At 73.4% G+C, this 21,226-nt stretch carries 20 protein-coding genes; 10 read left to right on the top strand and 10 right to left on the bottom strand.

Features of this window, described 5'->3' with window-relative positions; translation table 11 throughout:
• Window positions 1-199: 199 nt before the first annotated feature.
• Complete coding sequence (locus ACFW1I_RS03545) at window positions 200-817, bottom strand: rhomboid-like protein (protein WP_384665645.1); 618 nt, start codon at window positions 815-817, stop codon at window positions 200-202.
• 107 nt (window positions 818-924) lie between these two features.
• Window positions 925-2,328, bottom strand: a complete 1,404-nt coding sequence (gene lpdA, locus ACFW1I_RS03540; RefSeq protein ID WP_384665643.1) for a dihydrolipoyl dehydrogenase — start codon at window positions 2,326-2,328, stop codon at window positions 925-927.
• 156 nt (window positions 2,329-2,484) lie between these two features.
• Here lpdA and ACFW1I_RS03535 point away from each other — a divergent pair, with 156 nt between their 5' ends.
• Both ACFW1I_RS03535 and ACFW1I_RS03530 read left to right on the top strand, forming a co-directional pair.
• Window positions 2,485-3,180, top strand: coding sequence for a FadR/GntR family transcriptional regulator (locus ACFW1I_RS03535; protein ID WP_384665641.1), 696 nt, complete (start codon window positions 2,485-2,487; stop codon window positions 3,178-3,180).
• Complete coding sequence (locus ACFW1I_RS03530; RefSeq protein WP_384665639.1) at window positions 3,177-4,448, top strand: CynX/NimT family MFS transporter; 1,272 nt, start codon at window positions 3,177-3,179, stop codon at window positions 4,446-4,448. Before ACFW1I_RS03535 ends, ACFW1I_RS03530 begins: the two co-directional genes overlap by 4 nt.
• Window positions 4,449-4,467: 19 nt before the next feature.
• On the opposite strand, the gene ACFW1I_RS03525 is transcribed toward ACFW1I_RS03530, so the two are convergent.
• Genes ACFW1I_RS03525 through ACFW1I_RS03510 form a run of 4 tightly spaced genes read right to left on the bottom strand, consistent with a single transcriptional unit; the run spans window position 4,468 to window position 8,029 of the window.
• Complete coding sequence (locus tag ACFW1I_RS03525) at window positions 4,468-5,187, bottom strand: ABC transporter permease (RefSeq protein WP_384665637.1); 720 nt, start codon at window positions 5,185-5,187, stop codon at window positions 4,468-4,470.
• Window positions 5,188-5,203: 16 nt separating this feature from the next.
• Window positions 5,204-6,115: an ABC transporter ATP-binding protein gene (locus ACFW1I_RS03520; RefSeq protein WP_384665635.1), complete on the bottom strand. Its 912-nt coding sequence runs from the start codon at window positions 6,113-6,115 to the stop codon at window positions 5,204-5,206.
• Between the two features lie 49 nt (window positions 6,116-6,164).
• Complete coding sequence (locus ACFW1I_RS03515; RefSeq protein ID WP_384665633.1) at window positions 6,165-7,067, bottom strand: ABC transporter permease; 903 nt, start codon at window positions 7,065-7,067, stop codon at window positions 6,165-6,167.
• Window positions 7,064-8,029: an ABC transporter ATP-binding protein gene (locus ACFW1I_RS03510; RefSeq protein ID WP_384665674.1), complete on the bottom strand. Its 966-nt coding sequence runs from the start codon at window positions 8,027-8,029 to the stop codon at window positions 7,064-7,066. The genes ACFW1I_RS03515 and ACFW1I_RS03510 overlap by 4 nt, the downstream gene beginning before the upstream one ends.
• Window positions 8,030-8,277: 248 nt before the next feature.
• Here ACFW1I_RS03510 and ACFW1I_RS03505 point away from each other — a divergent pair, with 248 nt between their 5' ends.
• The 5 genes from ACFW1I_RS03505 (at window position 8,278) to ACFW1I_RS03485 (ending at window position 13,188) form a co-directional block, all read left to right on the top strand.
• Complete coding sequence (locus ACFW1I_RS03505; RefSeq protein ID WP_319011581.1) at window positions 8,278-9,123, top strand: M24 family metallopeptidase; 846 nt, start codon at window positions 8,278-8,280, stop codon at window positions 9,121-9,123.
• A complete protein-coding gene (locus ACFW1I_RS03500; protein ID WP_384665630.1) occupies window positions 9,123-10,922 on the top strand; it encodes an SDR family oxidoreductase in 1,800 nt (599 codons plus the stop codon). The genes ACFW1I_RS03505 and ACFW1I_RS03500 overlap by 1 nt, the downstream gene beginning before the upstream one ends.
• A 204-nt stretch (window positions 10,923-11,126) precedes the next feature.
• Window positions 11,127-12,050, top strand: a complete 924-nt coding sequence (locus ACFW1I_RS03495; protein WP_384665629.1) for a MerR family transcriptional regulator — start codon at window positions 11,127-11,129, stop codon at window positions 12,048-12,050.
• Between the two features lie 96 nt (window positions 12,051-12,146).
• Window positions 12,147-12,689 carry an RNA 2'-phosphotransferase gene (locus ACFW1I_RS03490; protein ID WP_384665627.1) on the top strand — a complete coding sequence of 181 codons (543 nt, stop codon included), beginning with the start codon at window positions 12,147-12,149 and terminating at the stop codon, window positions 12,687-12,689.
• Between the two features lie 46 nt (window positions 12,690-12,735).
• Entirely contained in the window at window positions 12,736-13,188 is a 453-nt protein-coding gene (locus tag ACFW1I_RS03485) for a hypothetical protein (protein ID WP_384665625.1), read from the top strand.
• Between the two features lie 43 nt (window positions 13,189-13,231).
• Here ACFW1I_RS03485 and ACFW1I_RS03480 read toward each other — a convergent pair whose 3' ends face one another.
• The gene (locus tag ACFW1I_RS03480; protein ID WP_384665623.1) at window positions 13,232-14,134 is read right to left on the bottom strand and encodes an LLM class flavin-dependent oxidoreductase; all 903 of its coding nucleotides are present in this window, start codon (window positions 14,132-14,134) and stop codon (window positions 13,232-13,234) included.
• 76 nt (window positions 14,135-14,210) lie between these two features.
• Window positions 14,211-14,741, bottom strand: coding sequence for a MarR family winged helix-turn-helix transcriptional regulator (locus tag ACFW1I_RS03475; RefSeq protein ID WP_384665621.1), 531 nt, complete (start codon window positions 14,739-14,741; stop codon window positions 14,211-14,213).
• A gap of 125 nt (window positions 14,742-14,866) precedes the next feature.
• On the opposite strand from ACFW1I_RS03475, the gene ACFW1I_RS03470 reads away from it, so the two are divergent.
• The 3 genes from ACFW1I_RS03470 to ACFW1I_RS03460 all read left to right on the top strand — a co-directional run bounded on the left by ACFW1I_RS03470 (window position 14,867) and on the right by ACFW1I_RS03460 (window position 17,425).
• Window positions 14,867-15,631: a hypothetical protein gene (locus ACFW1I_RS03470; protein ID WP_384665619.1), complete on the top strand. Its 765-nt coding sequence runs from the start codon at window positions 14,867-14,869 to the stop codon at window positions 15,629-15,631.
• Window positions 15,628-16,461, top strand: coding sequence for an SGNH/GDSL hydrolase family protein (locus ACFW1I_RS03465; RefSeq protein WP_384665617.1), 834 nt, complete (start codon window positions 15,628-15,630; stop codon window positions 16,459-16,461). Before ACFW1I_RS03470 ends, ACFW1I_RS03465 begins: the two co-directional genes overlap by 4 nt.
• A gap of 79 nt (window positions 16,462-16,540) precedes the next feature.
• Window positions 16,541-17,425 (top strand): Cof-type HAD-IIB family hydrolase, encoded by an 885-nt coding sequence (locus ACFW1I_RS03460; protein ID WP_384665615.1) that lies wholly within the window; start codon window positions 16,541-16,543, stop codon window positions 17,423-17,425.
• A gap of 85 nt (window positions 17,426-17,510) precedes the next feature.
• On the opposite strand, the gene ACFW1I_RS03455 is transcribed toward ACFW1I_RS03460, so the two are convergent.
• Together ACFW1I_RS03455 and cydC are read right to left on the bottom strand one after the other, a co-directional pair.
• Window positions 17,511-19,223 carry a GAF domain-containing sensor histidine kinase gene (locus ACFW1I_RS03455; protein ID WP_384665613.1) on the bottom strand — a complete coding sequence of 571 codons (1,713 nt, stop codon included), beginning with the start codon at window positions 19,221-19,223 and terminating at the stop codon, window positions 17,511-17,513.
• 20 nt (window positions 19,224-19,243) lie between these two features.
• A partial coding sequence (gene cydC / locus ACFW1I_RS03450) for a thiol reductant ABC exporter subunit CydC (protein WP_384665611.1) occupies window positions 19,244-21,226 on the bottom strand: 1,983 nt, incomplete at its 5' end.

The raw sequence follows: 21,226 nt of genomic DNA, 5'->3' as shown, positions 1-21,226 counted from the left end.
GGTGCCCCCCTCTACGCGGGGGCCCGCCACCGCGCCCGCCCGGGCGCGTCTGCTGGCGGCCTGCGCCGACCGGTGGTTCCGGTGCGACGGCCCGCCCCCCGAGGGGAGCGGGCCTTCGTCGGTCGCGGCCCGCGCGGATCCGGAGATCCGCGCGCTCGAAGCGGCCGCCACCGGGGGATCCCCCGTGTCCCCCGCACAACTAGTGTGCGCCGGGCCCCTGTTCGGGTGCGACCGGTTTTTCGTGCGCCGGACGGCGGGTGAGCGGGTAGCAGGCCAGGCCGACCGCCAGCGAGAGGGCGTGCCCGAGGTCGGTGTACGTGCGGTCGGCGAGCAGCGGTACGAGGAAGAAGGCCACCGCCGCCGCCAGGTAGAGCGGGCGCCAGCGCCGGGTGATCCGGTAGGTGAGGATTCCGGCGGAGGCGGCGAGGCCGTAGCTGACGCCGATGTCGACGACGTGCGCCATGCTGCGGGGCACGTCGTGGTCGCGGATCGCCAGGAGGACGACCTGCTGGCTGACGAGGGTCGCCGCGATGTGCGCGGTGGCGACGGTGAACAGCCATCTGGCCGTGCCCAGCCAGCGCTCCACGGGGGCGTGCAGGACCTCGAAGAGCACCGCGTACAGCAGCAGGTCCGCCGGGTCCTCGATCCAGAACGCGCTGCCGAGCAGGGCGCGGACCGGGTGGTGGGCGAGCTGGTGGAGGTTGCTGCTGTTCCGGTGGAGGAAGTACGTGTCCAGTCCCGCCGGGGACAGCGCGAGGGTGAGGCTGGTGACCGCGATGACCGCGAGCCAGAGATGCGTACCGGGTGACGAACGCACCCACGACCTGATCGGTCGGGACGGTTCGCCACCCGGGAAGGTTTCGCTCGGCACTTCTCAGTGCCTATCACCTGGGACCGCGGTCGGCCTATGAGGCCAGGCGGGACTCAGAAGTTGATCATGTGGCCGGCGATGCCGTGGACGGCTTCCTTGACGGCCTCGCCCAGGGTCGGGTGGGCGTGCACGTTCCGCGCGACCTCGTGGACGGTGAGGTCCCACTGCTGGGCCAGCGTCAGCTCGGGGAGCAGCTCGGTGACGTCCGGGCCGATCAGGTGGGCGCCGATGATCTCGCCGTACTTGGCGTCGGCGACGATCTTGACGAAGCCGGTCGAGTCGCCGAGGCCGTGCGCCTTGCCGTTCGCCATGAAGGGGAACTTGGCGACCTTGACGTCGTAGCCCTTCTCGCGGGCCTGCGCCTCGGTGTAGCCGAAGCTCGCGATCTGCGGCTGGCAGTAGGTGGCGCGCGGGATCATCGCGTAGTCGAGCTCCATCGTCTCGGCGTCCGCGATGGTCTCGGCGGCGATGACGCCCATGGCCTCGGCGGTGTGCGCGAGCATCAGCTTCGCGGTGACGTCGCCGATGGCGAAGATGTTCGGCACCGAGGTGCGGCAGCGGCCGTCGACGTCGATCGCGCCGCGCTCGGTGAGGGCGACGCCAGTGTTCTCCAGGCCGTAGCCGGAGACGTTCGGCGCGAAGCCGATGGCCTGCAGGACCTTGTCGGCCTCCAGGACCTTCTGCGAGCCGTCCTTGCCGGTGACCGTGACGCGGACCTGCGGGCCGGACTCGTCGATCGCGTCGACGCGGGTCGAGGTGAGGACGTCGATGCCGAGCTTGCGGTACTGCTTCGCCAGCTCCTTCGACACCTCCTCGTCCTCCAGCGGGGCCATCCGGTCGAGGAACTCGACGATGGTGACCTTGGTGCCGTAGTTGTTCAGCACGTACGCGAACTCGATACCGATCGCGCCGGCGCCCGCGATGACGATCGACTTCGGGGCGTCCTCGGCCAGGATCTGCTGCTCGTAGGAGACGACGCGGTCGCTGAGCGCGGTGCCGGGCAGCAGGCGCGGGGAGGCGCCGGTGGCGATGATGCAGTGGTCGAAGGTGATCGTCTGCGTCGTGCCGTCGGCCTTCGCGACCTGCAGGGTGTTGGCGTCGACGAACGTGCCCCGGCCGTCGAACTCCGTGATGCCGTTCTTCTTCATCAGGAAGTGGACGCCCTTGACCCGGCCGTCCGCGACGGTGCGGCTGCGGCGGTAGGCGTCGCCGTAGTCGAAGGTCACCGTGCCGTCGACCTTGATGCCGAAGGTCTTCGCCTCGTGGTTGAAGATGTGCGCCAGTTCGGCGTTGCGGAGCAGCGCCTTGGTGGGGATGCAGCCGACGTTCAGGCAGACACCGCCCCAGTACTTCTCCTCGACGACCGCGACCCGCTTGCCCAGCTGGGCGGCGCGGATGGCGGCGACGTAGCCGCCGGGGCCAGCTCCGAGTACGACGACGTCGAAGCGGTCTGACATGACTGACTCCCGAAGGTGATGAGGGTGTTCGGTGCACGTACGAGCCCACAGTAGTCCGGTCGCCGGTCGGTGCCCCGGTGACCGTGAGCACGCCTGTGGATGACTTGTAGGATGACTGGGCAACCGGGCGAATCGGGTATGGAGGGACGGGACGGAATGGCGGCACTGAGAGCGGCGGGACGCACCTCGCTGGTGGACTCCGCGGTGGAGCAGCTGCGGGCCCAGCTCGCCGAGGGCGAGTGGGCCGTCGGCGACCGCATCCCGACCGAGCACGAGCTCGCCCAGCAGCTGGGCGTCGGCCGCAACACCGTCCGCGAGGCGATCCGGGTCCTCGTCCACGCCGGGCTCCTGGAGTCCCGGCAGGGCAACGGCACCTTCGTCCGCTCCACCGCCGACCCGGCCGCCGTGCTGCGCGGGGTCCGGCACGCGGGCGCCCGCGACGTCCTGGAGCTGCGGACCGCCCTGGAGGCGGAGGCGGCCCGGCTCGCGGCGGAGCGGCGGGACACCCACGACCTGCTGCGGCTGCGGGCCGCCCTGACCACCCTGCGCGAGGAGGGCGACCGGGACGCCGACGCGGACCTCGCCTTCCACCTCGCGGTGGTCGCCGCCACCCACAACGCGGCCTTCATCGAGGTCTACCGCTTCTTCTCCGCGCAGGTCCACGAGGTCCTGGTCGAGGCGCTCGGCGACCGCGCGATGCCGCCGGTCGACATCGACCTCCACGAGGCCCTGGTCGCCGCCGTCGAGGCCGGCGACCCGGACGGCGCCGAACGCCAGGCCCGTGAACTGCTGCGGGTCCCGGCGGAGACGGTGGCGGCGCTGCTGGACGAGAGCCGGGAGGCGGGCGCGTGAGGGGGACGGAGACGGGCCCCGCGCGCGTGCTGGTCGACGCCGAGGCCGACGTACGCCCCTCGGCCGCCGGGACCGCCGCGCGGCGGGCGCTGCTCGCCCATCCGGTGCTGCTGCCGGCCGGGATCGTGCTCGCCTCGCTCAACATGCGGGTCGCGCTGGCGAGCGTGGCGCCGCTGGTCGGCGAGATAGCCGGGGCCTTCGGCCTCTCCTCGACCGCGGGATCGCTCATCACCTCGATCCCGGTGCTCTTCCTGGGCCTCGGCGCGCTGGTCGCGCCCTGGCTGGGCCGCCGGTTCGGCGCCGAGCGGACCGTGCTCGCCGCGCTGCTGCTGCTGGCCGGCGGCATCCTGCTGCGGCTGCTGCCGTCGGTGACGGCGCTGTACGGCGGCGGGGTCCTCGTCGGCACCGCGATCGCCCTGCTCAACGTGCTGATGCCGGGTCTGATCAAGCGGGACTTCCCGGACCGGGCCGCCACCATGACCTCCGTCTACACGGGCGCGATGGTCGCGGGCGCGACGGTCGCCGCCGCCGCGGCCGTCCCCCTGGAGGAGGCGCTCGGCGGGGGCTGGCAGGGCTCGCTCGGCTCCTGGTCGCTGCTCGCCGTGGTGGCGGCGGTGGCCTGGCTGCCGCAGGTGCTGATCGCCCGGGGCCGTACCGGTCACGAGGTACGGGCCGTACCGGCCGCCGGCGCCGCCCCGGTGCGGGTCTGGCGCTCGGCGCTCGCCTGGCAGGTGACCCTCTTCATGGGCCTGCAGTCGCTCTGGTCGTACGTGCTGATCGCCTGGATGCCGACGATCTTCACCGACCACGGGATGAGCCGCTCCGAGGCGGGTGTGGTCTTCGCGTTCAACAACCTGATCCAGGTCGCCGGGGCCTTCGCGGTGCCGCTGCTCGCGGGCCGCAGGCGCAGCCAGCGCCCGCTGGTGGTGCTGGTGACGACGCTGGTCGCGGCCGGTTACGCGGGGCTGCTCGTCGCCCCGGCCGAGGGCGCCTGGCTGTGGTCGGCGGTCCTCGGCGTCGGTCAGGGCGGGGCCCTGGGGCTCGCGCTGACCCTGATCGTGCTGCGGACCAAGGACGCTCCGACGGCCGCCCGGCTGTCCGGGATGGCCCAGACCGTCGGCTATCTGATGGCCGCCGTCGGTCCGCTGGCGGCGGGTGCCCTGCACCAGGCCACCGGCTCGTGGACGCTGCCGATCTCGCTGGTGCTCGGTGTCTGCGCGGCGGCCGCGGGCGTCGGCCTGCTCGCCGCCCGCGACCGTACCGTCTGACGCTCCGTCCGGGGCCGGCCTACTCCTCGCCGGCCAGCGTCAGCGTGCGCAGCTTGTGCCCGGCGAACCAGGTGGCGCCGAGGGTGACGGCGATCAGGAGCACCGACGCCGTCGGCAGGGCCACGTCGGAGCTGATCAGCCCCTCGCCGGTGACCTTCTCGGCGAGGGCGAGCGCCCACTGCTGGACGCTGAGGGTGCGGGCGCCTGCGATCAGGGAGCCGAACAGGGCCTCCCAGACCAGGGCGTAGACCAGGCCGATCACCACGGCGTGCCGGCTGATCGTGCCGAGCAGCAGGAAGAGCGCGCTGTAGGCGATGGACGCGACCAGCGCGGCGACCGTGTAGGCCACGGCGACCTGCTGTCCGTTGCCGTTCAGGATGAAGCCGGCGATCAGCGTGGGCACGGCCGAGAAGGCCATGGTCACGGCGATGGCCACGATCAGCTTGGTGGTGATGATCGTCGGCCGCTTCACCGGCTTGGAGAGCAGGTAGACGATGGAGCCGTCGTCGATCTCCGGGCCGATCGCGCCCGTGCCGGCGATGACGCCGATCAGCGGCACCATCGTGGCGAGCGCGAAGCCGCCGAGGAGGTCGGCCGCGACCTGGTCGTCCGCGCCGTTGATGATCCGGACGGCCGTGGCGATGAGCAGGAGCAGTCCGGGCAGGAGGAAGAGGATCGCCGCCCGGCGGCGGCCGAGGAGGGCCCGGTAGGTGAGCCGGGCGACGGTGGGGTCGTACATCGGGATCGTGCTCCTTTCAGGCCGCGACGAGATACGAGAAGACGGATTCGAGGGACTCGTCGGAGGGCGAGACCGTCAGCAGCCGGATCCCACGCGCGCGTGCGACCTGCGGCAGCAGTTCGGTGAACCGTCCGAAGTCGACGGCCTGGATCCGCAGTCCGCCCTCCACCGCGTCGACCTCGATGCCGGCCGTCGACGGGTCGGCGATCAGCGCGGCGGCGAGCGCCCGGTCGTCGCTGGAGCGGACCAGGTAGCGGTGCGGCCGGTCGGTCATCAGGCGGCGGATCCGGCGGAAGTCGCCGGAGGCGGCGTGCCGGCCGGCGACGATCACCTCGATGTGGGAGGCGAGCTGCTCGACCTCCTCCAGGATGTGCGAGGAGAACAGCACCGTGCGCCCGTCGGCGCCCATCCGCCGCAGCAGCTCCATGAGCTGCATCCGCTGGCGCGGGTCCATGCCGTTGAAGGGCTCGTCGAGCAGCAGCACCGACGGCTCGTGGACGAGGGCCGAGGCCATCTTCACGCGCTGCCGCATGCCCTTGCTGTACGTGGCGATCTTCCGGTCCTGCGCGTACTCCATCTCGACGGTCGCGAGGGCCTTCTGGGCCTCCGCGGCGCCGAGGCCCTGGAGCTCCGCGTTGGCCACCACGAACTCGCGGCCGGTGAGGAAGTCGTACATCGCCTCCCGCTCGGGGACGACGCCGATGGAGCGGTAGACGGACTCGTTGCGCCAGACCGGCTCGCCGTCGAGGGTCACGCTGCCCGTGGAGGGGTCGAGGAAGCCGCCCATCATGTTGATGAGGGTGGACTTGCCGGCGCCGTTGGGGCCGAGGAGGCCGGTCACGCCGGGGCCGATCGACATCGTGACGTCGTTGACCGCGACGACGTTCCCGAACCAGCGCGAGACGTGGTCGATGTGGAGGGTGCTCATGGGCGCAGCCCATTCCTTAGAGGGGTGGTGGCGGGCGACGGGAGGGCGCTCACAGTCCGACCTTTCGGTAGCGGGCCATCAGGATGCCGTAGCAGCCGGCGATGAGACCGAGGATCACCACGAGATAGACCACGCCGGTCCCGGCCCCGACCGGCACCTCGCCGGGGAAGGAGGCGGGCGCGCCGAGGAAGGCGTTCTGCAGGCCGATGACGAGGGTGAGGGGCGAGAAGAGGCCGAGCCAGGCGATGGCGTCGGTGTTCTCGGTGGCGTAGGAGATGCCCTGGAGCGTGGAGACGGCGCCGTAGGAGATGGTGAGGACGGCGATCACGGCGGCGACGCCGAAGCCGCGGCGCGGCGTGAGCGCGGCCATGACCAGGCCGATGCCGCCGAAGAGCACCGACAGGACGGCGACGGAGACGAGGCCCTGGCCGAACAGCTTGGCCTGCTCGGCGAAGTCCATCTTGGCCAGCATCGAGCCGATCCACATGATCAGCAGCGGGGTGGCGGTGAGGACGAAGAGCGCCGAGGCCATCGCCCCGTACTTGGCGAGCACGTAGTCGACCCGCTCGATGGGGCGGGAGAAGTACAGCGGCACCGTCCGGAACCTTAGGTCGCGGGAGACCGACTGGGGGGCCTGGGAGGCCAGGTAGACGGCGATGACGAGCTGGAGGAAGACCGCGTACTGGGTGTACTCCATGATGTGCTTCTCGCTCTTCATGTACACCGCGATCGCGGTGACGATCAGCGCGGGCGCGCACATCACGGCGAAGAGCAGCATCGGCAGCACCTTCGACTTGGCGCTGCGGCCCAGGCCGTACGCCCCGCGCAGGGACTGCGAGAAGAGCGAGCGGCGGGCGTAGGAGCGGCCGAGCCTGGGGCCGTCGTAGGACCGGTATCCGATGTTGTGGATCCGGGTGGTGTCGGGGGCGGCCTCGGGGGCGGGGGTGCTCATCGGGCCTTCACCTCCTCGTGCTGCGCGGCGGCCTCGGGACGGAAGACCTCGGCGATGTGGTGGCGGCGCTGCTCCATGCGGACCAGGCCGAGGCCGAGGCCGGCGACGGTGTCGCGCACCAGGTCGTACGTCTCCTCGCCGGGGGCCTCCAGGAGCAGGATGTGACCGGCACCGGGCAGGCCCTCCTCGACGCCCTCGTGGAGGGTGACGCCGGCCTCGGCGAGGGCGGCGCGGAGCGCGCCGGTGCCGTCCGGGTGCGCGTCCGAGTCGGTGACCTCGACCGCGAGGGTCGTGGTGGTGCGGGTGAAGTCGCTGGTGGAGCTGGACCGCAGCAGCTTTCCGCCGTCGATGACGACGACGTGGTCGCAGGTCCGCTCCAGCTCGCCGAGGAGGTGGGAGGTGACGAGCACGGAGATGCCGAAGTCGGTCCAGACGCGGCGGATGAGGCCGAGCATCTCGTCCCGGCCGACCGGGTCGAGGCCGTTGGTCGGCTCGTCGAGGAGGACCAGCTTGGGGTCGTGGACCAGGGCCTGGGCCAGCTTCACCCGCTGCTTCATGCCGGTCGAGTAGCCGCCGATGGGGCGGTAGCGCTCCTCGTACAGGCCGACGTGGCGCAGGGTGTCGGCCGTCCGCTCGCGGGCGGCGGTCGCCGGCAGCCCCGACATCCGCGCCATGTGGACGACGAACTCGGTGGCCGAGACGTCCGGCGGGAGGCAGTCGTGCTCGGGCATGTACCCGACGCGCTCGCGGATCTCGGGGCCGCGCGTCGAGACGTCGAGGCCCAGGACCTCGGCGCGGCCCTCCGTGGCGGGGGAGAGACCGAGCAGGATCTTGATCATCGTGGACTTGCCGGCTCCGTTGGCACCCACCAGTCCGGTCACACCGGGCCCGATGTCCAGGGAGAGCCGGTCGAGAGCGGTCACCCGGGGGAACCGCTTGCTGAGGCTTTCGGTGGCGATCACAGTCACGGTTCGAAGGTAGTGGCGAAAGCCACAGCGGTCGTCAGCCCTACGGATCGAACCCTCTCCGACTTCCGGCGTACGAACCCTGAGGCAGGTCTCGACGAAAGTCGTCGCGGACCCGGGGGCGGAGTTTTCCACAGGGCCTCGTGCACACCCCTTGACGTAGCCGCCGGGCATTGTCACATTCATCGGTGTCAAGTTACGGACGCGTAGTGCGACCGTACGCTCACACCGGGACGGCGGGTGGCATGACCTCAGCAGTGGCAAGCGAACTGACCGCGGAACTGCGGGGGTTCAGGGAAGTACAGCAGCTCTCCTACGCCTGCGCGGAAGCGGTCGCGGCCCAGCTCAAGCCGGGTGTGACCGAGCGCGAGGCGGCGCGGATGCAGCGGGAGTGGCTGTACGAGCGCGGGGTGAAGGACTGGTTCCACCGCCCGTTCGCCTGGTTCGGCGACCGCACCGCCTTCGTCGACTTCAAGATCCCGCTGCAGTTCTTCCCCACCGACCGGCGCCTCGAGGCGGGGATGCCCTTCATCCTCGACATGGCGCCCGTCTACAAGGGGTACACGGCGGACATCGGCTACAGCGGCTGCCTCGGGCTCAACCCCCTGCACGACAAGCTCCTCGCCGATCTGCGCGACCACCGCGAGCTGATCCTGCGCGAGGTGCGCGAGCGGCGCAGCCTGCGCGAGATATACGAGGACGTGGACCGGCTCATGGTCCGCCAGGGGTACGCCAACCGGCACCGCGCCTATCCGTTCGGCGTGATCGCCCACAAGATCGACCGGGTGCGGGAGCGGCGGTTCGCCCCGACCCTGTTCGGCTTCGGCGCCCAGTCCCTCAAGGGCCTGCTGAGCGACGCCGTGCACGGCCACCGGGACGGCTGGTCGCCGCTCTGGTCCCCGTACAAGTTCTCCGACCACCCGCCCACTCCGGGCCTCTGGGCGGTCGAGCCGCACCTCGGATTCCGAGGGACGGGCGCGAAGTTCGAGGAGATCCTGGTCGTCACCGACTCCAGGGACCCCGAGCAGAGCGCGTTCTGGCTGGACGACGACCTGCCGCACGTGCGGCGGTGGAACGAAGGAGCGGTGTGATGGCGGGCGCGGGACTGGAGGGGGCGCGGGAGCGCTGGGTCCGGACGGGCGGGATCGAGCTGTGCGTCGCCGAGCTCGGCGACCCCGACCGGCCGACGGTGGTGCTCGTGCACGGCTACCCGGACTCGAAGGAGGTCTGGTCCGAGGTCGCGGCGCGGCTCGCCGAGGAGTTCCACGTCGTGCTGTACGACGTGCGGGGCCACGGCCGTTCGACGGCGCCGGCGCCGCTGCGGGGCGGCTTCACCCTGGAGAAGCTGACCGACGACTTCCTGGCCGTCGCCGACGCGGTCAGCCCGGACCGACCGGTCCACCTCGTCGGGCACGACTGGGGTTCGGTGCAGTCGTGGGAGTTCGCGACCGTGGAGCGCACCGAGGGCCGGATCGCCTCCTTCACCTCCATGTCGGGCCCCTCGCTCGACCACTTCGGGCACTGGATCAAGAGCCGGATGACCCGCCCCACCCCGCGCCGGGTCGGGCAGCTCCTCGGGCAGGGCGCCAAGTCCTGGTACGTGTACATGCTGCACACCCCGGTCCTGCCGGAGCTGGCCTGGCGCGGCCCGCTCGGCAAGCGGTGGCCGAAGCTCCTGGAGCGGGTGGAGGGGATCCCGTCCGGCGTCTACCCGACGCCCTCGCTGCCCAGCGACGCGGCCCACGGCGCCTGGCTCTACCGGGACAACGTCCGGGCGCGCCTCTCCCGGCCGCGTCCCGACGCCTTCGCGCACGTGCCCGTGCAGCTGATCACGCCGACCGGGGACGCCTTCCTCTCCGAGCGGCTCTACGACGACCTGGCCGCCTGGGTGCCGGAGCTGACCCGGCGCACCCTGCCGGCGAAGCACTGGGTGCCGCGCACCCGGCCGGACCAGCTGGCCGCGTGGATCACGGACTTCGTCCGCACCCACGAGGAGCCGGAGACGCGGGCGCCGCGGCCGGTGGCGGAGACGACGGCGAAGAGCGGGGTGCGGCCGGAGTACGCGGAGCGGTTCGGCGGGCAGCTGGTGCTGGTCACCGGCGCCGCCAGCGGCATCGGACGGGCCACCGCCTTCGCCTTCGCGGAGGCCGGGGCCCGGGTCGTCGCGGTGGACCGGGACGGCGAGGGCGCGGCCCGGACGGCGGAGATGGCGCGGCTGATCGGCGCCCAGGACGCCTGGGGCGAGACGGTGGACGTCGCCGACGAGCAGGCGATGGAGAAGCTGGCCGCCAAGGTGGCCGCCGACTACGGAATCGTCGACGTCCTCGTCAACAACGCGGGGATCGGGCTCACCGGCTCCTTCTTCGAGACCACCAGCGAGGAGTGGAAGCGGGTCCTGGACGTCAACCTGTGGGGCGTGATCCACGGTTGCCGGATATTCGGGGCGCAGATGGCCGCCCGCGGCCAGGGCGGCCACATCGTCAACACCGCCTCGGCGGCGGCCTTCCAGCCCTCGCGGGCGCTGCCGGCGTACAGCACCTCGAAGGCGGCGGTGCTGATGCTGAGCGAGTGCCTGCGGGCCGAACTGGCCGGGCAGTCCATCGGGGTGAGCGCGATCTGCCCGGGGATCGTGAACACCAACATCACGGCCACCGCCCGGTTCGCCGGGGTCACGGACGCGGCGGAGGAGAAGCGCCGGCAGCGGAACGCCTCGCGGCTGTACGGGCTGCGCAACTATCCGCCGGAGAAGGTCGCGGACGCGATCCTGGGGGCGGTGCTGCACGACCGGGCGGTCGTGCCGGTCACCCCGGAGGCGCGGGGCGCCCACGCCCTCTCCCGGCTGGCCCCGGGCGCCCTGCGGGCCCTGGCCCGCTGGCAGCCGCCGGCGTAGCGGCAGGGCAGGCCCGTCCCCGGAGCGGGTCCCGGCCGTCCGTCCGGAGCGGGTCGCCGTCCGGGGCGGGGCCTTCCGTCCGGGGGTGCGGCCTTCCGTCCGGGGGCCGGGGCGGGCGGACGGCCGTACGATCCCTCGCAGGAGGGGCCCCGTGCGGGGTGGAGCGATCGGTCGGTGGGAGCGGTTTTGTCCGAGCAGTCAGCAGTGCGACCGGAGTACCGGATCGAGGATCTCGCCCATCACAGCGGGGCCACGGTCCGGACCATCCGCGCCTACCAGGACCGCGGCCTGCTGCCCCGCCCGGAGCGCCGGGGCAGGTCGAACGTGTACGGGGACAGCCATCTGGCCCGGCTGCGCCAGATCGCCGACCTGCTGGACCGGGGCTACACGCTGGCGTCGATCAAGGAGCTGCTCGACGCCTGGGACACCGGCCGGGGGCTGGGCGGGGTGCTCGGGCTCGTCGCGGAGGTCCAGGGGCCGTGGACGGACGAGGAAGCGGCCCGGATCACCCGCGCGGAGCTGGACGCCCGCTTCGGCGGCACCCCGGACGAGGAGGCGGTCCGGGAGGCGGTCGAACTCGGGGTGCTGGAGCCGATCCCGGGCCGGGACACCGAGGAGTACCTGGTCCCGAGCCCCCAAGAGCTGGCGGTGGCCGTGGAGTTGCACGCGGCAGGGGTGCCGCTGTCGGCAATCACCGGGCACCTGCGGGAACTTCGGGACCAGGTCGAGCACATAGCGGGCCGTTTCCTGGAGTTCACCACCGAGCACGTCTTCGCCCGCTATCTGGAGCACCGGCCGCCGACGGACTCCGACGCAGCCGAGGCGGCGACGATGGTGCGGCGCCTCCGACCGCTCGCCCAGCAGACCGTCGACGCCGAACTGGCCAGAGCCATGCGGATCCTGGCGACCCGTCACCTCCAGATCCACCTGTCTCCCGAGGCACCGCCCGTCCGGGACGACGAGCCGCGCCCGGTCCAGATTCCGGCCGGCACGATCCGGGCCGTCCAGGCGCTGGTTGGCGCGGAGGGGGTCGCGACGTTCGTGACGGCGGCGACCGAACGCGAGGTCAACAAAAGGACATTGGACGCATTGGCGGTAAATGGCCTTAATTCCCCCACGGTTCACTAAACCATTTGATTCCTCAGGGGAGTTGTCCACAGAATCGTCAACTGGCCTGTGGATAACCCACGTTGGTTGTGGATCAAACCTGGAGGGGAAAGAACGATGGACGAACGTCGTACGGTGAAGGTGTCGAAGTACCTGTCGAAGCATCTGCGGCATCAGCCCGAGCGGATCGGGCTGGCCCTGGACGAGCACGGCTGGACCGAGATCGACGCGCTGCTCGCCGCCACGGCCGCGCACGGCTTCCCGATCACCCGCGCGGAGCTGGACCACGTGGTCGCCACCAACGACAAGCAGCGGTTCGCCGTCGAGGGCACCCGGATCCGGGCCAGTCAGGGCCACACGATCACCGTCGACCTGGACCTGCCGGCCGCCGAACCGCCCGCGTACCTCTACCACGGTACGGTCGCCGACCGGCTTCCCGCGATCCGGGCGGAGGGGCTGCGGCCCATGGCCCGCCACGACGTGCACCTCTCCCCCGACCGCGAGACGGCCACCCGGGTCGGGGCGAGACGCGGCCGGCCGGTGGTGCTGAGCGTGGACGCCGGGGCGATGCACCGGGCGGGCCACGAGTTCCGGGTCAGTGCCAACGGGGTCTGGCTGACCGGGGCCGTACCGGCGGAGTTCATCCGCTTCCCGGGCTGAGCGCGATACCCCCGGCGCCCTCCCGTCCCTGAGGCATGATCGGGTCATGCCTCTTCCGCACCTGCCCAGCACCCAGGCCGCCGTCACCGCCGTGCGCGCGCTGGCCGAGGAGTTCCACCTGGAGATGACGGTCAGCGACGACATCGGCGCGGACCGGACCTCCCGCCGCACGTCCGCCGGCGCCTTCGAGGTGCTCGACGCGGACGGATCGCTGCCGCACGAGGCGTTCATCGAGCTCGGCGGCTCCCCCTGCCTCTCCGTGCAGCTCTACCCCGAGGACGACGCCCGGATCACGGTGGACGGCGTGGAGTTCGCCGATGTGCCGAGGGACGCCGCCCCCGGCTTCGTCCGGGCGATCCACACCGGCCTGGCGCATGTGAAGGGACGGTTCTTCCCGCCCGGGCAGTGGCTGATCGTCCCCGTGCCCGGCGGCGAGACCTACAAGGAACTCATCCCGATGATGACGCTCACCCCGTGGCTGAGCGGCCGCGTCCGCTGACCCGACCGCTCGAACCCTTCGGAGCAGGGGCAGGGGCAGGGGCTCAGCCGAGGCGGCCGAGGGCCTCCGTGGCGATGGTCTCGAAGACGGCCCGGTCGGCGGCGAAGACCGAGTTCTGGATCGGCCAGTGGATGACGATCTCGGTGAAGCCGAGGTCGCGGTAGGCACCGGCGAAGTCCACGAACCGCTCCAGGGAGTCGAGCACCGAGTTCTTCTCCGGCGTGAAGCCGGTGAGCAGGATCTTGTCCAGCTCGTCCACGTCCCGGCCGGTCTCCGCGCACGCCTTGCCGAGCCGCTCGATCTGGCCGCGCAGCGCCTCGACGGACTGCTCCGCCGTGCCCGTCTCGTACAGCTTGGGGTCGCCGGTGGTCACCCACGCCTGCCCGTGCCGGGCGGCGAGCCGCATGCCGCGCGGGCCGGTCGCCGCCACCGCGAACGGCAGCCGGGGGCGCTGCACGCAGCCGGGGATGTTGCGGGCCCCGTCGGCCGCGTAGAACGTGCCGCGCTCCGTCACGACGTCCTCGGTGAGCAGCCGGTCGAGCAGCGGGACGAACTCGGCGAAGCGGTCCGCCCGCTGCTTCGGCGTCCACGCCTCCTGGCCGAGCGTGGTGGCGTCGAAGCCGTCGCCGCCGGCGCCGATGCCGAGGGTGACCCGGCCCCCGGAGACGTCGTCGAGCGAGATCAGCTCCTTGGCCAGCGTCACCGGGTGGCGGAAGTTGGGCGAGGTGACGAGGGTCCCCAGGCGCAGCCGGTCGGTGGCGGCCGCGGCGGCGGTGAGGGTGGGCAGGGCGCCGAACCACGGGCCGTCCCGGAAGCTGCGCCAGGACAGGTGGTCGTAGGTGTACGCGGCGTGGAAGCCGAGTTCCTCGGCGCGCTGCCAGGTGGCGCGTCCCCCTTCGTGCCAACGGTCGACGGGCAGGATCACGGTGCTCAGGCGCAGGCTCATGTCCCGAGCGTACGTCGGAACGCCCCGCGGCCCCTCCGCACACGGGCCCCTCCCACCCGGCTGACCAGCGGGTCCGTCAGGAATCCGCATCCGCATCCGCATCCGCATCCGGCAGGTCCTTCGCCGTCTCCCGCCGCCCCGCCCGCCCCGCCCGCTTCGCGAGCGTGCGGTAGCCGGGGTGGACGCCCGGGGTGAGGCCCTGCTGCGCGGCGACCCGGCCGAGGAGTTCCGCGAGCAGCTCCCGCTCCGGCCCGTCCAGCGCGGCCAGGAGGTCGTCCTCGTGGGCGGCGGCCACCTCGCGCACCCCGGCGAGGGCGCGACCGCCGGCCTCGGAGACGTACAGCTCGTAGTTCCGGCGGTCCTCGGTGCTGCGCCGCCGCTCCACCAGGCCCTTCCGCTCCAGGCCGTCGATGAGGGCGACGACCCGGCTCGGTACCACGCCCAGGTCGGCGGCGAGCGAGCGCTGGCTGCGGCCCGGCTCGGTCGCGATCATCCGCAGCAGGCCGACGTCCGGGGGGTTGAGCCCCAGCCCGGCGACGCGCTCGCCGAACCGTCCGGCCGCGTGCGACCCGAGCTGGGCGAGCAGGAAGGCGGCCCCGCGCGGCACCGGAATCCCTCCGGACGGGGCTCGCCCGGCGTCCGGCCCGCGCTCTTCGTCTGGTTGTTGCCCGTGGCTGCTCACGGGGTTATCGTACTCGAAAAGAATGATTCTCCAAGGTGAATCATTCCCCAATGGGAACGGAAACGACCATGGCCGTCCAGAACCAGACCGCTCAGCGCCACGAGGCCCAGGGCGGGCCCCCGCTCGGACCGCTCGCCCTCGTCTTCACCGCGCTCTTCGTCGCCTCGCTCGTCGCGAGCATCCTTCTCGCGGGCGGCGACACCTTCCCCTCGCCCTTCGGCGGCGCCGACGCGACCGCCGGGATCGCCGCGTACTTCCGCGACCACACCGACGCCGTCCGGATCGGCGCGACGCTCCAGTTCGGGGCCTCCGTACCGCTCGCGATCTACGCCGCCACCGCCTCGGCCCGGCTGCACCGGCTCGGCGTCCGCGCCCCCGGCGCGACCATCGCCCTCGCCGGCGGCCTGCTCGCCTCCGCCTTCCTCGGCCTCTCCGCCCTGCTGAGCTGGACCCTCTCCCGCCCCGAGGTGCTCGACCAGGTCGGCGTGATCCGCGCCCTCCAGTCGCTGGCCTTCGCGACGGGCGGCCCCGGCCACGTGGTGGCGCTCGGCCTGCTCGTCGCCGGCGTCGCCGTCCCCGGACTGCTCGCCGGACTGCTGCCGCGCGGGCTCGCCCTCGGCGGCCTCGTCCTCGCCGCCGTCGCCGAACTGTCCACCCTCACCCTGCTGTTCGACGGCGCCGCCGCGCTGCTCCCGATCGCGCGCTTCGGCGGACTGCTGTGGCTGGTCGCGGCCGGGTTCCTGCTGCCGCGCCACCGTTCCGACCCGCGCGTCCGCGCCCGCGCCGGCGCCCTCCACGAGGAGAAGCCCGCATGACCGAGACCCTGAGCGTCCCGCCCCTGGTCGCGAAGCTGGTCCGCTTCCAGCAGCCCGAGAAGAACCTCCGCTACCTCGGCGACCTCTCCGAACCCACCCTCGCCGGCCTCTTCGGCCTGGACCCCGACACCTACCGCGGCCTGCTCCACGACCTCGACGAGGAGGCCCGGCACACCGCCGGCGACCTCCTCGCCGACCCGGAGTTCGCCGCCCTCGTCGCCCGCCTCCCGTTCCGCCCCGGCGAGCGGATCGCCGTCCTCGGCGAGAGCACCACCGCCGACCGCCTCTCCTGGCGCGCGATCCTGCGCCACCTCCTCCCCCCGTCGGTCACCCTCTTCGACCTCGCCGTCTCCGGCCTCACCACCTCCCAGGCCCTCACCCACCTCCCCCAGCTCGGCTTCCTCCGCCCCGACCGGGTGCTGTGCATGCTCGGCGCCAACGACGCCCAGCGGCTCGCCCGCACCCCGGAGCACCCGGACGGCGTCCTCCTGGTCGGCCCGGCGGAGACCGGGCGGAACCTGCGCGCCCTGCGGGAGCACTCCGGGATCACCGATCCGGAGCGCTGGATCTGGCTCACGCCGAGCGCGATGGACCACGCGCGGGCGGAGGCGTATCCGCACTTCCGGCGGGCCGGCATCGGCTGGTCCCGCGAGGACGTCGACGCCGTCGCCGAGCTGGTGCTCGCCCTCCCCGGCACGGCCGTCGACACCCGGGAGGCCACCCGCCCGGCCACGACCGGCCCGGACCTGCACACGGACGACGGGGTGCACCTCTCACCGGCCGGCCAGCGGGCGGTGCTCGTCGCGCTCGTCCGCGCGCTCACCACGTGACCCGTCCGGCGAGGAGGCCCCGCCACTCAAATGTGCGGGGACCCGCACGCACGTGCGTCCGGTGCGGCACCATGGGGAGGTGACCTCTCCCCGCCCCTCTTCCCCGGCCCCCGCCCGCCCCGCCGTCCGGCTCATCGCCACCGACCTCGACGGCACCCTCCTGCGCGACGACAAGTCCGTCTCCGAGCGCACCGTCGCCGCCCTCGCCGCGGCCGAGCGGGCGGGGATCGAGGTCTTCTTCGTCACCGGCCGCCCGGCCCGCTGGATGGACGTGGTCAGCGACCACGTCCACGGCCACGGCCTCGCCATCTGCGCCAACGGCGCGGCCGTCGTGGACCTGCACGCGGGCGGCGCCTTCCTGGAGGTCCGCCCGCTGCCCCGGCCCACCGCGCTCGACGTCGTACGGACCCTGCGGGCCGCCGCCCCCGGCACCAGCTTCGCCGTCGAGCTGACCACCGGGATCCACTACGAACCGCAGTACCCGCCCTTCTTCCTCGACCCCGGCGCCAGCGTCGCCACCGCCGAGAAGCTGCTCTACGAGGAGACGCCGGGCGCCGCGGCGCCGGTGCTCAAGCTGCTCGCCCAGCACCCGGAGCTCGACCCCGACGTCTTCCTCGCGACGGCCCGGGAGGCCGCCGGCGACCTGGCCTCCTTCACCCGCTCCAGCCCCACCGCGCTCATCGAGATCAGCGCCCTCGGCGTCTCCAAGGCGTCGACGCTGGAGCTCTGCTGCGCGCAGCGCGGCATCACGGCGGACGAGGTCGCGGCCTTCGGCGACATGCCGAACGACATCGAGATGCTGAGCTGGGCCGGCCGCTCGTACGCGATGGGCAACGCGCACGCAGACGTGATCGCCGCCGCCTCGGGCCGTACCGTCGGCAACAACGAGGACGGCGTCGCCGTCGTCATCGAACAGCTCGTCGCCGAGGCGCTCGCGGCCCAGGGAGCGGGGAACGCCCTCTAGAGAGCGGCGCTTCCTCGGAGGCCCCCTGGAACGGCGTTTCCTCGGAGGCGCCCCCCCCTGGAGCGGCGCTTCCTCGGAGGCGCCCCTAGAGCGGTGCCTCCCACACCACCGACGTCCCCCCGCCGTCCTCGGCGAGGCCCGGGCCGCACCAGCTCGCGCCGCCGAGGGACTCGGCGCGGCGGGCGAGGTTGCGCAGACCGCTGCGCCGGCCGCCCTCCGGCAGCCCGACGCCGTCGTCCGCGACCGTGAGCCGTACCCCCGGCGAACCGTCCGGCAGGGTGACGGTCGCGTCGACGACGACCTCGATCCGACCCGCCCCGGCGTGCCGGAAGGCGTTGGAGAGCGCCTCGCGCAGCGCGGCGATCAGGTTCTTGCCGGTCAGCTCGCCGACGGTGGCGTCGATCGCGCCGAGGAAGCGGTGCGCGGGCTTGAAGCCCAGCGGGACCGCCGCCATGTTGATCTCCCGCAGCACCCGGGTCCGCAGCCCCGACGGCGCCTCCGCCGGTCCCTGCTGGAGCGCGAAGATCGCCGTACGGATCTCCTGGATGGTCACGTCCAGCTCGTCCACGGCCTTGCCGACGCCCTCCTGGACGGCCGGCACGACCGCCTTCCGCTGGGCGCTCTCCAGCATCATCCCGGTGGCGAAGAGCCGCTGGATGACCAGGTCGTGCAGGTCGCGGGCGATCCGGTCGCGGTCCTCGAAGACCGCCAGCCGCTCCCGGTCGCGCTGCGCCTCGGCCATCATCAGCGCGAGCGCCGCCTGCGAGGCGAACTGGGTGGCGAGGGTCCGCTCGGCCTCCGAGAACGGTCGGGCGCCCCGGGCGCGCGGCATCGCGAGCGCGCCCAGCACCCGCCCGCCGCTCTGCAGCGGCAGCAGCATGCTCGGCCCGTACGGCGAGGTCAGCCGGCTGATCATGCGCGGGTCGGTGGAGGCGTCCTGGACGAAGACCGCCTCGCCCTCCAGGAGCAGTTCCACGACCTGGCTCTCCGGCGGGATCACCACGCCGAGGGACTTGGTGGGGCGGGGCGAGGAGACGGCGACGATCTCCAGGCCGCCCTCCTCGGCCGGCAGCAGCACGATCCCGGCGTCCGCGTCGGCGAGCCGCCGGGCCTGTTCCGCGACGACGGCGAGGGCGTCGTCGGCGTCGCCGCCGGACAGCAGCGCGGTGGTGACGGCGACCGAGCCGTCGATCCACCGCTCGCGCTGGCGCGCGGCCTCGTACAGGCGGGCGTTGCCGATGGCGATGCCGGCCTCGGTGGCGAGGACCCGGACCATGTGCTCGTCGTAGTCGTTGAATTCCTCGCCGCTCCGCTTCTCCGCGAGGTAGAGGTTGCCGAAGATCTCGCCCTGGACGCGGATGGGGACGCCGAGGAAGGTCCGCATGACCGGGTGGCCGGGCGGGAAGCCGGCCGACCGCGGGTCGGTGGAGAGGTCGGCCAGCCGGATCGTGCGCGGCTCGCGGATGAGCGCGCCGAGCAGCCCGGCGTGCCCGTCGGGGCGGTGCCCGATACGCCGGGCCACGTCGTCGCCGACGCCGTACGTGACGAAGTCGGAGAGCCCCTTGCCCTCCTCGTCGACGACCCCGATGGCCGCGTAGCGGGCGCCGGCCAGCTCGGCGGCCGTCTCGCAGATCCGGTCGAGGGTGGTGTGCAGCTCCAGGCCCGTGCCGACCGACCGCATCGCTTCGAGCAGCTGCGGCACGCGGGCGGTCAGCTCCGTGGACAGACCCTGGAGGCTGCGGGTGGCCTCCGTGGCGGCGACCAGGGGGTCCGGGGAATCGGGCGTGGCGGCGGTCATGGCCCCGAGCCTAGTTAGTCCTATTTGGAGAGAAAAGTCGGACGGTCGGCGCCGCTCGCGCCGGCTCCTTCGAGGAGGAGGTCGGCGGCCCGCTCCTGCTCCAGCATCCGCCGCAGCGGCCCGTCCTCGGCGGCGAGCCGGGCGTACGGTCCGCGCTGCACGGTCCGGCCGCCGTCCAGGACCACCACCTCGTCGACGGCGTCGAGTCCGCGCAGCCGGTGGGTGATGAGGACGGTGGTGCGGCCCTCGGTGGCGCGCAGCAGGTCGTCGGTGAGCGCGTCGGCGGTGGCCAGGTCCAGGTGCTCGGCCGGCTCGTCGAGGACGAGGACCGGGAAGTCGGCGAGGAGGGCGCGGGCCAGCGCGAGCCGCTGCCGCTGACCGCCGGAGAGCTTCGAGCCGTGCTCGCCCACGAGGGTGTCGAGCCCGTCGGGCAGACCGTCCACCCAGTCGAGGAGCCGGGCCCGGCGCAGCGCCTCCCGCAGCTGCTCGTCGCTCGCGTCGGTGCGGGCCAGCCGGAGGTTCTCCCGCAGGGAGCTGTCGAAGAGGTGCGCGTCCTGCGCGCACAGCCCGACGAAGCGGCGCACGTCGTCGCCGTCGAGCTCCCACGCGGGCACCCCGCCGATCCGGTACGTGCCCGCCTCGACGTCCAGGAACCGCAGCAGCACCTGGGCGAGGGTGGTCTTGCCGGAGCCGGAGGCGCCGACGACGGCGACCCGCCGGCCGGCGTCCAGGGTGAGCGCGAAGCCGTCGAGCGCGGGCCGGTCCTGCCCGGCGTACCGGGCCCCGACGCCCGCGAGTTCCAGCGGGAACGGCCCGGCCGGGGGAGCGGCGGGCACGGCCGGCTCGTGTACGGGGACGGGCGCGTCCAGCACCTCGAAGACCCGCTCGGCGCTGTGCCTGACCCGCTGTCGGTACTGGACGGCCAGGGGCAGCCCGGTCACGGCCTCGAACGCGGCGAGCGGGGTGAGGACGACGACCGCGAGGGCGACCCCGTCGAGCCGCCCGTCCCGGACCGCCTGCACTCCGACGAAGGCCGCGGCGACCACCGTCAGACCGCACACCAGGGCGGAGAGCCCGGCGCCGAGCGCGGCCGCGGCGGACTGCCGGGAGGCGATCCCGGTGAGGGTGCGGTCGGCGGCCCGCGCCCGGTCGAGCCGGTCCCGCAGGGCGCCGGCCACGGTCAGTTCGGCGCAGCCGCGCAGCGGATCGGCGACGGCGGTCGCGAGCGCCCCGCGCGCCGGGGCGAGCCGCCGCTCGGCCCGGCGGGCCAGCGCGGCCCCCAGCGGCGGCACGAGCACGCCCGCCACGAGCAGGCCCACCGCGAGCACGGCGCCGGCCTCGGGCAGCAGCCAGGCGGTGAAGCCGACCGCGCCGAGCCCCACGACGAGCGCGGCACCGGCCGGGAGCAGCCAGCGCAGCCAGTAGTCCTGGAGGGCGTCGACGTCGTGGACGAGCCGGGCGAGCAGATCGCCGCGGCGGGCGCGGCGCAGCCCCGCGGGGGCGATCCGCTCCAGCCGGGCGTAGACGGAGACGCGGAGTTCGGCGAGCATCCGCAGCACGGCGTCGTGCGAGACCAGCCGCTCGGCGTACCGGAAGACGGCCCGCCCGATGCCGAAGGCGCGAGTGGCGGTCACGGCGACCATCAGGTGCAGCACGGGAGGCTGCTCCGAGGCCCGCGAGATGAGCCATCCGGAGACGGCCATGAGCCCCACGGCCGATCCGAGCGCCAGGCTCCCGAGCAGCAGCGCGAGCCCCATCCGCCCCTTGAGTTCCCCGGCCATTCCCCGCACCCGGGCGAGGACGCCGTGCCCGGGCGCGGACACGGGCTCCGCCGCGGCGGGCACCTCGTCCGGGACGCGCGCGGCAGCGGCGGCGGGGGCGTCGGGGGTCCGTCCGGCGTCCACCCCCCGCCCGGGGGGCCCCCGCGGGGCGGGCCCCCCCCCCCCGCGCTGCGACTCCCGCCCGCCGCCCCCCCCCCCCCCCCCCGGGCCGCCGCCCCCGAC

This window comes from Streptomyces sp. NPDC058955 (genome assembly GCF_042741435.1).
Classification (GTDB): Bacteria; Actinomycetota; Actinomycetes; order Streptomycetales; family Streptomycetaceae; genus Streptomyces.
The sequence above is the reverse complement of the archived record's forward strand: the minus strand, read 5'-3'. Positions and strand labels throughout refer to the sequence as shown.

Excerpts from the sequence above, each read along its gene's own strand:
- lpdA (WP_384665643.1), bottom strand. The coding sequence starts at position 2,328 with ATGTCAGACCGCTTCGACGTCGTCGTACTCGGAGCTGGCCCCGGCGGC.
- ACFW1I_RS03535 (WP_384665641.1), top strand. The coding sequence starts at position 2,485 with ATGGCGGCACTGAGAGCGGCGGGACGCACCTCGCTGGTGGACTCCGCG.
- ACFW1I_RS03525 (WP_384665637.1), bottom strand. The coding sequence starts at position 5,187 with ATGTACGACCCCACCGTCGCCCGGCTCACCTACCGGGCCCTCCTCGGC.
- ACFW1I_RS03520 (WP_384665635.1), bottom strand. The coding sequence starts at position 6,115 with ATGAGCACCCTCCACATCGACCACGTCTCGCGCTGGTTCGGGAACGTC.
- ACFW1I_RS03515 (WP_384665633.1), bottom strand. The coding sequence starts at position 7,067 with ATGAGCACCCCCGCCCCCGAGGCCGCCCCCGACACCACCCGGATCCAC.
- ACFW1I_RS03505 (WP_319011581.1), top strand. The coding sequence starts at position 8,278 with ATGACCTCAGCAGTGGCAAGCGAACTGACCGCGGAACTGCGGGGGTTC.
- ACFW1I_RS03500 (WP_384665630.1), top strand. The coding sequence starts at position 9,123 with ATGGCGGGCGCGGGACTGGAGGGGGCGCGGGAGCGCTGGGTCCGGACG.
- ACFW1I_RS03490 (WP_384665627.1), top strand. The coding sequence starts at position 12,147 with ATGGACGAACGTCGTACGGTGAAGGTGTCGAAGTACCTGTCGAAGCAT.
- ACFW1I_RS03485 (WP_384665625.1), top strand. The coding sequence starts at position 12,736 with ATGCCTCTTCCGCACCTGCCCAGCACCCAGGCCGCCGTCACCGCCGTG.
- ACFW1I_RS03480 (WP_384665623.1), bottom strand. The coding sequence starts at position 14,134 with ATGAGCCTGCGCCTGAGCACCGTGATCCTGCCCGTCGACCGTTGGCAC.
- ACFW1I_RS03470 (WP_384665619.1), top strand. The coding sequence starts at position 14,867 with ATGGGAACGGAAACGACCATGGCCGTCCAGAACCAGACCGCTCAGCGC.
- ACFW1I_RS03465 (WP_384665617.1), top strand. The coding sequence starts at position 15,628 with ATGACCGAGACCCTGAGCGTCCCGCCCCTGGTCGCGAAGCTGGTCCGC.
- ACFW1I_RS03455 (WP_384665613.1), bottom strand. The coding sequence starts at position 19,223 with ATGACCGCCGCCACGCCCGATTCCCCGGACCCCCTGGTCGCCGCCACG.